Below are 12,365 nucleotides of genomic sequence, written 5' to 3' on the forward strand. Positions count from 1 at the left end.
ATGAAAGGGGATTTTTAAAATGGATACGCAGGAAATGAAGATAATACATCTCTATGATAGACAAGATCCAGAAATCCAAATAAAACTTGAGAAAAATAGCAAAGGGTACAACTGGGAGATAACATTTAAAGGTGAAAATGCGAATACAGTTTTGACTAAAATCCGTGAAGTTAATAAAAAACTCAATGAAGAATATGGAGGGGAAAGATAATGACAACGAATGAGCTTCCTGAAGTAAATGTAATTTCAATGATAGATACTGTAAATTTACAAACAATACAGCAAACAATGCAGAAAATATCTTCATTTCAAGCTATAGTGCAAAAAACGCTTAAACCTAATCACGATTATGGAATTATCCCAGGAACAGGTACTAAACCAACACTTTTAAAACCCGGTGCTGAAAAAATATTGATGCTGTTTGGACTTACAAGTGAATTTGAAGAAATAGAACGTGTTCAAGATTATGAAAATGGATTCTTTGCATTTACAATAAAGTGCATTCTCAGCAAAAATGGATTAAAAGTTACAGAAGGAGTTGGCCATGCAAACACAAGAGAAAAGAAATATGCCAAGCAGGATCCATATAGCATTGCCAATACCATTTTAAAGATGGCCAAAAAAAGATCGCTAATTGATGCTACTTTAACTGTAGCCGCACTTTCAGAAATCTTTACGCAGGATTTAGAAGATGATATAGAGGGTACACCTGTAGAGCAAAGCATAGCACAAAATAGGCAATATACTGATACATCTGGGACTATCACACAGAAGCAGGCAAAAAGAATGTTTGCTCTTGCAAATGGTGACAACGACTTAGTAAAGAACATAATAGGGAAATATGGATATGAACACAGCACAGACGTAAAGAAAACAGACTATGAGAAAATTTGCAACGAGATAGAGACAGCAACACAAGCAGATCTTCCTGAGTTTTTAAAATCAGAAGGTGAAGAATAATGGAAAATAAGGAAAGCTCAACAAGAAGATTGCATAACAAAAACGCAATAAAAAGACTATACGAAATAATCGACATCTTCTGCTTAAGTGATTGCTTAAAAGATGAATTTGAAGCAGCAGCAGAAGAAGAAGATATAAATACAATTGACGACTTAGTAGAGTATTTCGAACAGGAGCTGAGATATTGGAGCGATAATTAATGAGGCGGAATAAACCGCCTCTCTAAAAAACATTTTGAACGGAAAAATATTCATTAAGTACCAAATTGGAGGGTGAAGGAAGATGCCAAATAGAATACTTAAAGAAAGCATATGCACAAGTGATACAATTGCACAATTGGATCCAGAGGAAGAAATATTCTTTTATAGATTATTAGTTATGTGCGATGATTATGGCCGCATGGACGCAAGGCCAGCTATCTTAAGAGCAAAAGGATATCCTCTTAAAATAGATAAGGTTAAAGAATCAGATATAAATAAATGGCTTAATAAATTAGTTAAAGTGGGACTAATACATTTATATGAAGTTGACAATAAGCCATATTTATACGTAACAACATGGGAAAAGCATCAGCAAGTAAGAGCGAAGAAAAGCAAGTATCCTTCACCTGATGAAGCACAACAACAATCTGATAGCACATACAATCATATGATATCAGATGATAACATATGTCCCCGAGAATCCGAATACGAATCCGAATCCAAATCCGAATACGAATCCGAAGATATATTGTCGTCAGAAACTGACGACACAACCTCGCAAACGCAACAAGATAAAGTACCATATCAGGAAATAGCCAATCTTTATAACGATATATGTCAGTCACTGCCTAAAATAAAGCAAATAACTAATAAGCGTAAAAGAAGCATAAAAACCGCATGGCATAATATGCATGAGAATATTTCTGCCTTTGAACAAGCCTTCAGGAAAGCCGAAACAAGCGACTTTTTATCAGGACGCAATGGTAAATGGACCGGTTGTAACTTTGACTGGTTGATTAATAGCAATAACCTTGTAAAAGTGCTTGAAGGTACGTATGACAATAGAGCTGCACCTATTAATGATTTACCAGAAAACGTGCGAAATGCTCTTGAATTAGTCAAAAGAACTGAATATCAACAAGGACAAGAAAAAAGTATTTGGGAGGTTGATTAAGAATGACGCTAAATGAAACGTCAAGAATATTATCTATTATAGCAGCCGCATATCCACGCTTTCAGGTTGATAGGGCCGGGTTGACGTTACAGGTATGGCACGAGATGCTCGGAGATTTAGATTATAGAATTGTGCAAATGGCGGTACAAAAACTTATACTTGAAAATCCATTTCCACCTGCGATTGCAGATGTGAGGAAACAAGCAGCTGAAATATCGACACCCAAAGAAGAACAGCTGGATCCTGCCGAAGCATGGGGAGAAGTTGAAAAAGCAATACGCTATTTTGGCTCATATCGGGAAGAAGAGGCATTAGCAAGCATGAGCCCGGCTGTAGCAAAGGTCGCAAAATATATGGGGTGGCGTGAGATATGCCTTAGTGAAGAACCGGGAGTTGTGAGAGGGCAATTTCTCAAAATGTTTAGCCAGGTCCAGGAACGGGAGAAAAAAGAAGCATTGCTACCAGAGAAGCTTAAAAACGATATAGCAATGCTTGCAAATAAGCATGATTTTAAGCTTATAGAGGGAGGCAAGAAATAACATGAAGGTTGAATTTGAGATGAATCTGAAAAACGGAGATGGCTCTGACAAGAAAAGAAAGAGGGAAATAATGCGAGGCAAGGGTGAACTTATAAAAGAATACAAACATTTTTACTTAGTGCAGAAAAAGGGATATAGGACATGCATAAATAAAGCGGATATTGTGTGCGGACAGGCAAAAATAAAGTTTTTGGAGGTGTGAGAAATGCGAGAAATAAAATTTCGTGTTTGGGACAAAAGACGGAAAATGTGGCTAGGCGATACTGAAGTATGTATGTATGGTGATGGAAGCATATATGTGCTTGGTGATGGTTGGCAGGATATAACAAACGATGATAATTACGAGATAGTGAGATATACAGGACTTAAAGACAAGACGAAAAAGGAGATTTATGAAAGAGATATATTACGCTGCAAAATATGGAATCCAATGTCGTGCGAGCGTGATTGTGTATTAGAAGTAGTAGTAATTTGGGACCAATCTGTTGGTAGTTGGGAGTTCAAAGATATAAGACGCAAATTTGCCAATGTTTCATGGATTTTTATAGATGACGTTGAAATAATTGGAAATATTTATCAAAATCCAGAATTGTTAAAGGAGGAATAGATAATGCCTCGAATAAATTGGGAATCTCCAGAAATAAAAGTAGCACTTGAAAAGACAAGAGCAGCATACGAACAAGCACCATACCGGGAAAAACATCGTGCTGTGGAGAAAGAATTTGTGAAATATACAGGCATTTGGGCAGCATTTCATACAATACGAGAACATGCGAAGAAAAAAGGAATATGGATAGGAGGTAAAAAATAATGAGAATGATGGATTATGATACTTTTCAAACAGAAGAGATGATTTGCCCTTATTGTGGATATGCGAATCCAGACTCTTTTGAATTTGGAGACAATGAAGGAGAAAGAGAATGCGAAAACTGCGGGAAAATGTTTGAGTATACAAGAGAGATAGAAATAAGATATACGACCACAAAAAGGGGGACTTAAGAATGTATGAATGTGAGGTACGGGAGAATTGCAAAACATATGTGCAAGGCGAATGCTGGATATGTGAGAATTATAGTTTATATTGGCCAGAAGACAAAAGAATCTTATGCAAGAGACAAATACAAGAGCGAGAGGAAAGGAAGCTGAAGAGAAAAATGAAAAAAGAGAATGAAGCAAGCAAGCGAGGGAAAAGAGCAAAACGTAAAGGCTGGGAAGGTGAAAATGAAGTAGTGAAGCTTTTACAAAAGTATGGAATTGAAGCAGAAAGAGTGCCATTAAGCGGAGCATTGAAAAGTACAAAATACAGTTGCGATGTAGTTGCAAATATAAACGGAGAAAAAAGAATAGAAGTGAAAAGAAGAAAAACAGGATTGACAAGCATATACAACTGGCTAAATGAGGACGAGAACAGCAATCTCTTGATGATGAGACAGGACAACAAAGATTGGCTTGTATGCATGACATTTGAAGAATTCTTAAATTTGATAAGTAAGGAGGTATCTTAATGGAGAAGATTGAATTTTTAGCTACTTTACCACAAATACAAAGTGCAATCAAAATAGGCGGTGATGGTGCAAGCAGAATACAATTTGATGTGCCAACAACAGAAATAGCAAATGTAGTAAAACTTGTTACTGCAACAGGCAAATTAGTAAAAGTAGCAGTTGAAGTACAAGAGGGGTAGCTAAAGCTATCCCTGACTCTGTTTAGGAGGGGAGAGCATGAGATTAGAGCCGGGATGGGCAGTTAAAACATTAGAACATTATCTATATAATTATTATGATGAAATCAGAAAACTGCATAATATAAAGAAAAATATTATAGAAGCATCACCTTCTCAATTTCAAGAAGCTGGTGGCGGTGGAATAAATCATATGTCAAATCCTACTGAATTAAAAGGAATTAAACTTGCATCAAACAAAGACATCATAGAAAAAGAAAAGTGGTTGAAGGTTGTAAAAGATGTTATTAAAAATGCTGAAATTCATGATAAACTCTCTGGAACAAAATATTTCATGTTGATAAATAAGAAATATTTTGATGAGTTGTGCGAGGATCAGATATGTGAAGAATTGCATATAGAACGTGCAACATATTACGTTTGGAAAAGGGAAATATTAATGATGGGTATAAATTTAGCCACTGCAATAGGGCTTATTAAATATGATGATTTTTTAAAAAAGTCTAAGACTGACAAAATAAAGGCAGGATGATATAATGCATAATAGAACAATAGATAAATATTTGAAAAACAAAAGACAAAGCTCAGGTGTCCCCTTCCTGGGCTTAAATTTTTACTAAAAAAAGAAGGATTTTAGCAAGAAATGTAGAATATTATGGTAAAAATAAAAAAGGGGAAGGAATATTGTGGAAGATGCAAAAGAAAATCAATTTAAGCAAAATATAATATTTAAAATGGAAGGTAGTGCTTTTCAAAGTGGATATGATTTATATAATGCTTTGTTGGGATTAAAAAGCTTTCAGGATATTCTAGATAAAGCATACCTTACTATAGTAAATAAGGAAAGAATAACCAAAACTGATAGACAAATTTATAAAGTCAAAGCAAATAGCATATATGAAGGCTCGTTTATAGCAGATTTATCTATACTTGCTTGTGGAGCGGTTCAAATTGCAATGCCAATAGTTGAGACCTACTCGCCTTCTTTATTGTGGGAAATAACTAAAAATGGTTTCGAATACTTAAAAATTATATTAGAAGCAAGAAAGGATAACAAAGCGATATCTTTAAAGCAGGAAAACGGAAGTGGAAATATGATTTTATCTATCGGAAATAATAATGCGCCTATTTATATAATAGATCCAAGTACATATAAGTTTTCAAATAGAGCATTTCCTGATATTGCAAGTTTAGCTTCATGTGTGGATGGTGAAAATATAAGTAATATTACTATTGAGGGAAAAGAAGATAAAAAGATTATTAACATTGGTCAAGAAGAAAGAAAAATTTTTAATTTAGAACCTATATTAGATGAGGAACCTTTTAACTTTATTGGGGAAATATTCAGAATTGACACACATTTACAAAGTGGTAAACTTACAATAATATCATGTGATGATAATAATTTAAATGGTTATGAATTTAACTTTGAATTATTAGATGATAGTGGTAATCTATTAAGGAAATGTTGTGCATTGATAAATAGGGAAGCAGAATTTATCGCTCTAAGGAAAATCCAATATAATCCAATTACTCTTAAAGATGAAATAAAAAGCTTGAAAATTTATTCAGCAAATGAAATTAATAAATAGTGATTTAAAAAGATTTAATTAGATATTTTTTAAGTAATCTTGATAAAAGTAGTGATGAGAAAGGGAGACAGAAGAAAATGGTAGAAGGATTAATTGGAACTTTAGTAGGAGGTATATTGTCTTGGATTGGTTCTTATTTTTCTCTTCGTGAAGAATTTATAAATCAAAAAAAGTTAAATAAACGTGAAGAAATAAAGAAAGAAAAATCAGCTTTTTTAGTATTGAAGGATGAATTGGAAGAGAATAAAATAGTTATTCGAGGTTATATAAATTTTATGGATTCTAATAACAAGTTGTATATAGATTTTAGAAATGATAATATAAACCAAGTAAGAGATCAGGCGTGGAAACAAGTGAGAGAAAGAATTTTTTTATGTGATGATGGAATTACTGGGGAAATAAGTAAATTTTATAAAGTTATATATGGGATGGAAAACGCAGATATGATGAGGAAAGAAGATGTTGATATTATGTATAATGAATGTAAGAAATTAATGAATGAAATTGTAGAACATGTGAAGAAACTAGAAGGGGAATTAGACCGACGTAAGTTTGTAAAGTTTTTCTGATTATAGAGCTTCAACTAGTTCTTTTTTTCATGTAATAAAGTTGGTGGCAATATGAAGCCTTGGGCAGAGAAGTTTTATAAATCAAGAGCTTGGCAAGAAGTTCGCCAGGCTTATTTTATTTATAGACATGGGATATGCGAGAGATGCGGAAGACCTGGGGAGATAGTTCACCACAAAGAATATCTTACGCCATTGAATATAAACGATCCTAATATAACTTTGAGTTTTGATAATCTTGAATTGCTATGCCTTGATTGCCACAACAAAGAACATAGCAAACAAGACAGTGTGAAAGATGGCTTGATGTTCGATGATGATGGCAACCTGATACAATCCCCCCCGGGTCTTGAAAATAGCGGATTGTTTAGGGACCGGCGGGCGGCCTTTCGAAAACCTCGGAACAGGCTCACATGACCGGTGTGGTATTTTGAGGTGATTTGCATGGAATTATCAAAAGATGAGCGAATTAAAAAAGAAATAAAAAGACTTAAAAAACTTTACAAAAATTTACCTAAAGATAAATTGAGTGCCGTGACCTCACTTATTCAAAACGCAGCATTCATGTCGGTTACACTTGAGGATTTACAAAAAGCAATAAATGAGAATGGCTGTATTAGCACTTATCAGAACGGAGAAAACCAATGGGGCACTAAAAAAAGTCCTGAGGCGGATGTATATAACACAATGATAAAAAACTATTCGGCAATAATTAAGCAATTGACAGATATGCTGCCAAAAGAAGAACAATCATCTGTTAAAGATGAATTGATAGACTTCATTAAAGCTGCGAAGTGATAGGCTATGAATTGGATATTGAGATATTGGGAGGAAATAGAAAGTGGCAACATAATCGTATCAAACAAGGTCCATAAAATTTATAAGCGACTTGTAGATGAGATAAATAATCCAAAGGGCGATTGGATCTTTGACGAAGAAAGATCAGAGAGACCTATTCAGTTTATAGAGACATTTTGTAGACAGTCAAAAGGCGAATGGATAGGCAGGCCTGTTCAATTGCAACTATTCCAGAAGGCATATATATCCGCTCTTTTTGGATTTGTACACAAAGAAACAGGCATAAGGCGTTTCAAAGAGACGCTTTTTTTAGTTGCTCGTAAAAATGGTAAGTCAACAATGCTTTCAGGAATAGCATTATATATGCTGGTTGCAGATGGCGAAGGTGGCGCAGAAGTTTACAGCGTTGCTACCAAGAAGGATCAGGCCAGAATAGTATTTACTGAAGCCGTCAATATGGTTAAACAATCGCCGGCATTAAGTAAGCATATACACAAGAGAAAATCTGATATGTATATGCCGCTGACATTTAGCAAGATGGAACCATTGGCGAGTGATAGTAACAGTCTTGATGGTTTAAATAGCCATTGTGTTATCATAGACGAGTTACATGCTATTAAAGACAGGAATTTGTATGAGGTAATGAAGCAGTCGATGAGCGCAAGGCGTCAGCCACTTTTAGTAATGATAACGACAAGCGGAACAGTTAGAGAGTGTATATACGATGATATATATGACTACGCCTGCAAAGTTACTGACGGAGTGATTGAGGATGATAGATTTTTACCTGTATTGTACGAACTCGACAGCAGAGATGAGTGGACCGATTGGCGGATGTGGCAAAAGGCTAATCCGGGGTTAGGAACTATAAAGAAAGTTGAAGATCTAACTGAAAAAGTAGAAAGAGCAAAAGCTAATCCAAAAGATCTTCCAGGTGTGCTTTGCAAAGATTTCAATATCCGAGATACGGTCGCAGGTATGTGGCTTACATTTGAGGACATAAACAACGAAGAAACATTTGATATAGAAGAATTCAAAGACTCTTATGCGGTAGGCGGTGCAGATTTGTCAAGTACAACAGACTTGACATGCGCAACGCTTATTTTTATGAAACCGGACAGTAAGAAGAAGTATGTATTGCAGCAATATTTTTTACCTGAGGATCTTTTAGAAAAGAGAGTTGTGGAAGACAAAATTCCTTATGACAAATGGCGAGACAGAGGTTTGCTGACGACAACTCCAGGGAACAAGGTGGACTATCATTACGTTACTGATTGGTTTGTGAAGATGTTCAGAGAATATGGCATAAGGCCTCTTTGGATTGGCTATGATCCTTGGAATTCGCAGTATTGGATTCAGGAGATGAATGATGCTGGGTTTGACATGGTTGAAGTTAGACAAGGATACAAGACCTTAAGCCAGCCGATGAAGGAATTAGAAGCAGATCTTAAAGCACACATGATTAACTACAACAACAATCCAATCCTAAAGTGGTGCCTTACTAATACATCTGTGAAAGTGGATGAGAATGGGAATATAAGACCGGTCAAAGGCCAAAACCAAAGACAAAGAATTGACGGCGCAGTAAGTTTGTTAATCGCTTATGTGATATTGCAGCAAAAACTTAACGATTATCTGGCCTTGATTTGAAAGGTGGTGAGAGTTTGCAAAAGAAACAAAAGCGAAGTTTATTCAGCATGATATTTGGCGGCCATAAACAAGAACAACCAACAGGCGAATATACACAGCTTAGATTGCTTAACGGTTGGCTTCCCGTATTTACTCCGTTCGGACAAAATGCGTATGCTTCGGATACGGTCCGAGCAGCGATAGACGCAATTGCTCGGAATGGTGCAAAGCTAACTCCAAAACACATACGCCGAGCAAACGGGCAGATAACGCCGATTCATGACAACATAGAAGATTTGTTAAGAGTACAGCCTAATCCGTATATGAATGCATACGCCTTTTATTACAAGATAATTACACAGTTGTATTTGCAGAATAACGCCTTTGTATTTATTGACTTTGACAATACAGGGAATGTTAGAGGGTTTTATCCTATAAATCCTATCTATTTAGACTTGATAGAATACAATGGCGAAGTGTATGCAAAGTTTTTATTCCTTTCAGGTGATGTTATAGTATTGCCTTATACGGACTTGATACATTTAAGGCGGTTCTACAATGACCACGATTTCTATGGCCAGCCTAATGATATGGCGATAATGCAGACGCTTGATGTGCTTAACACAATTAATCAAGGCATAGAGAATGCGATAAAATCAAGTGCGATGTTACGTGGTATCTTAAAATTTACACAAGCAATGTTAAAAGACACTGATATAAAGGCGCAAAAAGATAAGTTTGTAGCAGACTATATGAATATCACAAACAATGGTGGAATTGCAGCACTTGATGCCAAAGCTGATTATATCCCATTAGATAATGACCCAAAGATTATTAATGGGCCTCAAATGGATCTTATTGAACAGAAAATTTACAAGTATTATGGTGTTTCAAAGGAGATAATCATGAGTAATTATAATGAGGACCAGTGGAATGCCTTCTATGAAAGCACAATAGAGCCTTTAGCGGTGCAAATGAGCCTTGAGTTTACGAATAAGATATTCACCGAGCGTGAGAAAGGCTTTGGGAATGAGATAATTTTTGAATCTAACAGGTTGCAATATGCTTCAAATACAACAAAGACAACTTTAATTCAGCAGTTAATGCCTCTTGGAATATTAACAGTGAATGAAGCAAGGGAAATTCTTAACATGGCACCAGTTGAAGGCGGAGATGTAAGATTACAGAGCCTTAATTTTGTTAACGCAATGAAAGCTGACGATTATCAAGGGGTAGGAGGAGGTGATAACAATGCCGGCAATACCGTATCGCAAAACACCAACCAGTGATAAATCATGGGATGGACCTAAAAATGAAGCAAATTTAAAGACAGGGCAAGATGAAAGTTATTATAAAAAAGCTTATGCATGGCAAGATCCAGACGGAAATCCAAAAACGAAATCGGCATATAAATTTCCACACCACGAAGTTGACAGTGATGGCAATATTGGTGCAGCAAATATAAAAGGCTGCATATCTGGGATAAGCGTTTTGAATGGAGCAATGGGCGGCACTAACATTCCAAAAGCAGATTATGAAGGCGTTTATAATCATCTTGCAAAGCATATTAAGGACGCAGGACAAGAGCCGCCTGAACTCAAAAGAAGTTTAGAAACATCAAAAGAGATTCGCACGTTGACAACAAAAATAGAACTTAGAAGTGCAGATGATGGAGATAATCAGCAGGAGGTGATAGAAGGATATGCTCTGAAATTCAATAAGTGGTCTGACACTATGGGAATGTTCTTAAAGTTCAGAGAAAAAATAGATCCCAATGCACTTGAAAGCTGTGATATGTCAAATGTAGTGGCAACGTTCAATCATGATGAGAATATGCCGCTTGGAAGAAACACTATCAAAGATGGCATAGGCAGTTTGCAATTGTCTGTTGATAATATTGGACTAAAATTTAGATGTATTCCGACAGACACATCATACGCAAGGGATCTAAAAGAAAACATTAGAGCAGGTGTAATAAATCAGTGCAGTTTTACTTTTACGCTTGCAGCAGACGATGATGCGGACAGCATCGAATACAACGAGCAAGATCAAGTTTACGAGAGAACAATAAACAAGATAGGCAAACTTTATGATATTGCAGTAGTAACAACGCCAGCTTATCCTGATACAGAAGCGGTTGTTGGGCAGAGAGCTTTAAATAAGATACAAGATGATATTTTACGTAAAAAGTTAATTATAAAAACATATCTGTAAGGAGGAATTAAGGATGAATATAGAAAAAAGATTAAAAGAAATATCAGAAAGGAAAGTAGAAATAAGAGGTTTACTTGAAAGCAATCAAGATATTGACTTAAATGCAATCAAAACAGAGTTAGAAACACTTGAACAGGAGGAAAGAAGCTTGCGGGAAAAGAAACAAATAATGGATAGCATAGCAGCAGGTACAATTGAAGGCAGAAAAATTGATAAGCCTGATATTGAAGTAAGAGACAGAGATAATTTTGACAAAATGAGCTTTAATGATTTGGTATCACAGAAAGAATATAGAACTGCATTTTTGAAAAAATTGCAGTCAAAGCCGCTTGATGAGACAGAACAAAGAGCAATGTCAGCAATGAACAGAATATTAGAGCAGAGAGCTCTCACGACAGGGATACCAAGTGCAGGAGCAGCAATACCAACACAGACATTAAACATGATAGTTGAAAAATTACGCCAGATAACAGCACTGTTCCCATTAGTTACTCAATTAAATGTCCCTGGTGGATTGTCTATACCACGTCAGAATGCTATTAATGATGCATCATGGCACGCAGAAGGTACTGACATTACAGCAGTCGATGATACTGTAAATAGTGTATCATTGTTTGGGTATGAACTTGTAAGGCTGGTACAACTTTCAAGAACAGTTGAAGCGATGGCAATCGATGCCTTCGAGACATTTATCGTTAACCAGTTATCTGAGAGAATGTCCGCAGCAATTGAAAATGCTATTATAAATGGTGCGGGATCAGCTGCTGCACAGCCAACAGGCATTTTAACAGGCGTGAACTGGGGAACAAATGCAATGACATATGCAACAACTGGATTGACATATAAAGATTTGACAAAAGCACTTGGTTTGTTGCCTATAAGATACAGACAGTTTGCCAAAGTTGTAATGAATTCTAATATGCTTTATAACGAAGTCATGGACATAATGGACAACTATGGCAGACCAATATTCTATCAGAACCCAAACGATGACATGGACATGAGACTGTTTGGTAAACCAATTGTGCTCGATGAGTATGTTCCTGACAATACAATAATAATTTGCCAGCCTAGCTACTACTATTGGAATTTTTCACAGCAGGCAATGATTGAAAAATCCTATGAATCAAGCTTTAAGCAGAATTTAATTGACTACAAAGGCACATTAGTTGCTGATGGTAAGCCTGTATTAGATGAGGCGTTTGTAAAAGTAACACAGGCTACAGCTTAA

General features: G+C 35.9%; 21 protein-coding genes. All 21 read left to right on the top strand.

Annotated elements, in window-relative coordinates; genetic code table 11:
• Nucleotides 1-19: 19 nt before the first annotated feature.
• The 21 genes from GSH73_RS04055 (at nucleotide 20) to GSH73_RS04150 (ending at nucleotide 12,365) form a co-directional block, all read left to right on the top strand.
• Entirely contained in the window at nucleotides 20-211 is a 192-nt protein-coding gene (locus GSH73_RS04055; protein ID WP_014759277.1) for a hypothetical protein, read from the top strand.
• Nucleotides 211-960, top strand: coding sequence for a hypothetical protein (locus GSH73_RS04060; protein WP_014759276.1), 750 nt, complete (start codon nucleotides 211-213; stop codon nucleotides 958-960). The genes GSH73_RS04055 and GSH73_RS04060 overlap by 1 nt, the downstream gene beginning before the upstream one ends.
• Nucleotides 960-1,160, top strand: coding sequence for a hypothetical protein (locus GSH73_RS04065; RefSeq protein ID WP_014759275.1), 201 nt, complete (start codon nucleotides 960-962; stop codon nucleotides 1,158-1,160). Before GSH73_RS04060 ends, GSH73_RS04065 begins: the two co-directional genes overlap by 1 nt.
• Before the next feature lie 82 nt (nucleotides 1,161-1,242).
• On the top strand, nucleotides 1,243-2,115 hold the full coding sequence (locus GSH73_RS04070; RefSeq protein ID WP_014759274.1) for a hypothetical protein: 873 nt from the start codon (nucleotides 1,243-1,245) through the stop codon (nucleotides 2,113-2,115).
• A 2-nt stretch (nucleotides 2,116-2,117) separates the two neighbouring features.
• Nucleotides 2,118-2,654, top strand: coding sequence for a replicative helicase loader/inhibitor (locus tag GSH73_RS04075; protein WP_014759273.1), 537 nt, complete (start codon nucleotides 2,118-2,120; stop codon nucleotides 2,652-2,654).
• Between the two features lies 1 nt (nucleotide 2,655).
• On the top strand, nucleotides 2,656-2,856 hold the full coding sequence (locus tag GSH73_RS04080; RefSeq protein ID WP_014759272.1) for a hypothetical protein: 201 nt from the start codon (nucleotides 2,656-2,658) through the stop codon (nucleotides 2,854-2,856).
• A gap of 3 nt (nucleotides 2,857-2,859) precedes the next feature.
• Nucleotides 2,860-3,261 (top strand): YopX family protein, encoded by a 402-nt coding sequence (locus tag GSH73_RS04085; protein WP_014759271.1) that lies wholly within the window; start codon nucleotides 2,860-2,862, stop codon nucleotides 3,259-3,261.
• A 3-nt stretch (nucleotides 3,262-3,264) separates the two neighbouring features.
• Nucleotides 3,265-3,465, top strand: coding sequence for a hypothetical protein (locus GSH73_RS04090; protein ID WP_014759270.1), 201 nt, complete (start codon nucleotides 3,265-3,267; stop codon nucleotides 3,463-3,465).
• Complete coding sequence (locus GSH73_RS04095; protein WP_014759269.1) at nucleotides 3,465-3,653, top strand: hypothetical protein; 189 nt, start codon at nucleotides 3,465-3,467, stop codon at nucleotides 3,651-3,653. The genes GSH73_RS04090 and GSH73_RS04095 overlap by 1 nt, the downstream gene beginning before the upstream one ends.
• Before the next feature lie 6 nt (nucleotides 3,654-3,659).
• A complete protein-coding gene (locus GSH73_RS13395; RefSeq protein WP_200866684.1) occupies nucleotides 3,660-3,800 on the top strand; it encodes a hypothetical protein in 141 nt (46 codons plus the stop codon).
• 8 nt (nucleotides 3,801-3,808) lie between these two features.
• Complete coding sequence (locus GSH73_RS04100; protein WP_200866683.1) at nucleotides 3,809-4,159, top strand: putative PDDEXK endonuclease; 351 nt, start codon at nucleotides 3,809-3,811, stop codon at nucleotides 4,157-4,159.
• A complete protein-coding gene (locus tag GSH73_RS04105) occupies nucleotides 4,159-4,338 on the top strand; it encodes a hypothetical protein (protein WP_014759267.1) in 180 nt (59 codons plus the stop codon). Before GSH73_RS04100 ends, GSH73_RS04105 begins: the two co-directional genes overlap by 1 nt.
• 37 nt (nucleotides 4,339-4,375) lie before the next feature.
• The gene (locus tag GSH73_RS04110; protein ID WP_014759266.1) at nucleotides 4,376-4,867 is read left to right on the top strand and encodes a DUF1492 domain-containing protein; all 492 of its coding nucleotides are present in this window, start codon (nucleotides 4,376-4,378) and stop codon (nucleotides 4,865-4,867) included.
• A 154-nt stretch (nucleotides 4,868-5,021) separates the two neighbouring features.
• The gene (locus GSH73_RS04115) at nucleotides 5,022-5,927 is read left to right on the top strand and encodes a hypothetical protein (protein WP_014759265.1); all 906 of its coding nucleotides are present in this window, start codon (nucleotides 5,022-5,024) and stop codon (nucleotides 5,925-5,927) included.
• A 77-nt stretch (nucleotides 5,928-6,004) separates the two neighbouring features.
• Nucleotides 6,005-6,496, top strand: a complete 492-nt coding sequence (locus GSH73_RS04120) for a hypothetical protein (protein WP_014759264.1) — start codon at nucleotides 6,005-6,007, stop codon at nucleotides 6,494-6,496.
• 51 nt (nucleotides 6,497-6,547) lie between these two features.
• Nucleotides 6,548-6,910 (top strand): HNH endonuclease signature motif containing protein, encoded by a 363-nt coding sequence (locus tag GSH73_RS13745; RefSeq protein ID WP_160175239.1) that lies wholly within the window; start codon nucleotides 6,548-6,550, stop codon nucleotides 6,908-6,910.
• 27 nt (nucleotides 6,911-6,937) lie between these two features.
• Nucleotides 6,938-7,291: a hypothetical protein gene (locus GSH73_RS04130; protein WP_014759262.1), complete on the top strand. Its 354-nt coding sequence runs from the start codon at nucleotides 6,938-6,940 to the stop codon at nucleotides 7,289-7,291.
• A 6-nt stretch (nucleotides 7,292-7,297) separates the two neighbouring features.
• Nucleotides 7,298-8,941, top strand: a complete 1,644-nt coding sequence (locus GSH73_RS04135) for a terminase large subunit (protein ID WP_014759261.1) — start codon at nucleotides 7,298-7,300, stop codon at nucleotides 8,939-8,941.
• A 14-nt stretch (nucleotides 8,942-8,955) separates the two neighbouring features.
• Nucleotides 8,956-10,209 carry a phage portal protein gene (locus tag GSH73_RS04140; protein WP_051408282.1) on the top strand — a complete coding sequence of 418 codons (1,254 nt, stop codon included), beginning with the start codon at nucleotides 8,956-8,958 and terminating at the stop codon, nucleotides 10,207-10,209.
• Nucleotides 10,172-11,134: an HK97 family phage prohead protease gene (locus tag GSH73_RS04145; protein WP_014759259.1), complete on the top strand. Its 963-nt coding sequence runs from the start codon at nucleotides 10,172-10,174 to the stop codon at nucleotides 11,132-11,134. The genes GSH73_RS04140 and GSH73_RS04145 overlap by 38 nt, the downstream gene beginning before the upstream one ends.
• A gap of 13 nt (nucleotides 11,135-11,147) precedes the next feature.
• Nucleotides 11,148-12,365: a phage major capsid protein gene (locus GSH73_RS04150; RefSeq protein ID WP_014759258.1), complete on the top strand. Its 1,218-nt coding sequence runs from the start codon at nucleotides 11,148-11,150 to the stop codon at nucleotides 12,363-12,365.

The sequence above is a fragment of the Thermoanaerobacterium aotearoense genome (genome assembly GCF_009905255.1).
GTDB classification, from domain to species: Bacteria; Bacillota; Thermoanaerobacteria; order Thermoanaerobacterales; family Thermoanaerobacteraceae; genus Thermoanaerobacterium; species Thermoanaerobacterium aotearoense.

Coding starts and splice junctions, on each gene's coding strand:
- GSH73_RS04060 (WP_014759276.1), top strand. CDS start 211: ATGACAACGAATGAGCTTCCTGAAGTAAATGTAATTTCAATGATAGAT.
- GSH73_RS04065 (WP_014759275.1), top strand. CDS start 960: ATGGAAAATAAGGAAAGCTCAACAAGAAGATTGCATAACAAAAACGCA.
- GSH73_RS04150 (WP_014759258.1), top strand. CDS start 11,148: ATGAATATAGAAAAAAGATTAAAAGAAATATCAGAAAGGAAAGTAGAA.
- GSH73_RS04120 (WP_014759264.1), top strand. CDS start 6,005: ATGGTAGAAGGATTAATTGGAACTTTAGTAGGAGGTATATTGTCTTGG.
- GSH73_RS04085 (WP_014759271.1), top strand. CDS start 2,860: ATGCGAGAAATAAAATTTCGTGTTTGGGACAAAAGACGGAAAATGTGG.
- GSH73_RS04145 (WP_014759259.1), top strand. CDS start 10,172: ATGCCGGCAATACCGTATCGCAAAACACCAACCAGTGATAAATCATGG.
- GSH73_RS04100 (WP_200866683.1), top strand. CDS start 3,809: ATGAAAAAAGAGAATGAAGCAAGCAAGCGAGGGAAAAGAGCAAAACGT.
- GSH73_RS04095 (WP_014759269.1), top strand. CDS start 3,465: ATGAGAATGATGGATTATGATACTTTTCAAACAGAAGAGATGATTTGC.
- GSH73_RS04070 (WP_014759274.1), top strand. CDS start 1,243: ATGCCAAATAGAATACTTAAAGAAAGCATATGCACAAGTGATACAATT.
- GSH73_RS04055 (WP_014759277.1), top strand. CDS start 20: ATGGATACGCAGGAAATGAAGATAATACATCTCTATGATAGACAAGAT.
- GSH73_RS04110 (WP_014759266.1), top strand. CDS start 4,376: ATGAGATTAGAGCCGGGATGGGCAGTTAAAACATTAGAACATTATCTA.
- GSH73_RS04130 (WP_014759262.1), top strand. CDS start 6,938: ATGGAATTATCAAAAGATGAGCGAATTAAAAAAGAAATAAAAAGACTT.
- GSH73_RS13745 (WP_160175239.1), top strand. CDS start 6,548: ATGAAGCCTTGGGCAGAGAAGTTTTATAAATCAAGAGCTTGGCAAGAA.
- GSH73_RS04090 (WP_014759270.1), top strand. CDS start 3,265: ATGCCTCGAATAAATTGGGAATCTCCAGAAATAAAAGTAGCACTTGAA.
- GSH73_RS04080 (WP_014759272.1), top strand. CDS start 2,656: ATGAAGGTTGAATTTGAGATGAATCTGAAAAACGGAGATGGCTCTGAC.
- GSH73_RS04135 (WP_014759261.1), top strand. CDS start 7,298: ATGAATTGGATATTGAGATATTGGGAGGAAATAGAAAGTGGCAACATA.
- GSH73_RS04075 (WP_014759273.1), top strand. CDS start 2,118: ATGACGCTAAATGAAACGTCAAGAATATTATCTATTATAGCAGCCGCA.
- GSH73_RS04105 (WP_014759267.1), top strand. CDS start 4,159: ATGGAGAAGATTGAATTTTTAGCTACTTTACCACAAATACAAAGTGCA.
- GSH73_RS13395 (WP_200866684.1), top strand. CDS start 3,660: ATGAATGTGAGGTACGGGAGAATTGCAAAACATATGTGCAAGGCGAAT.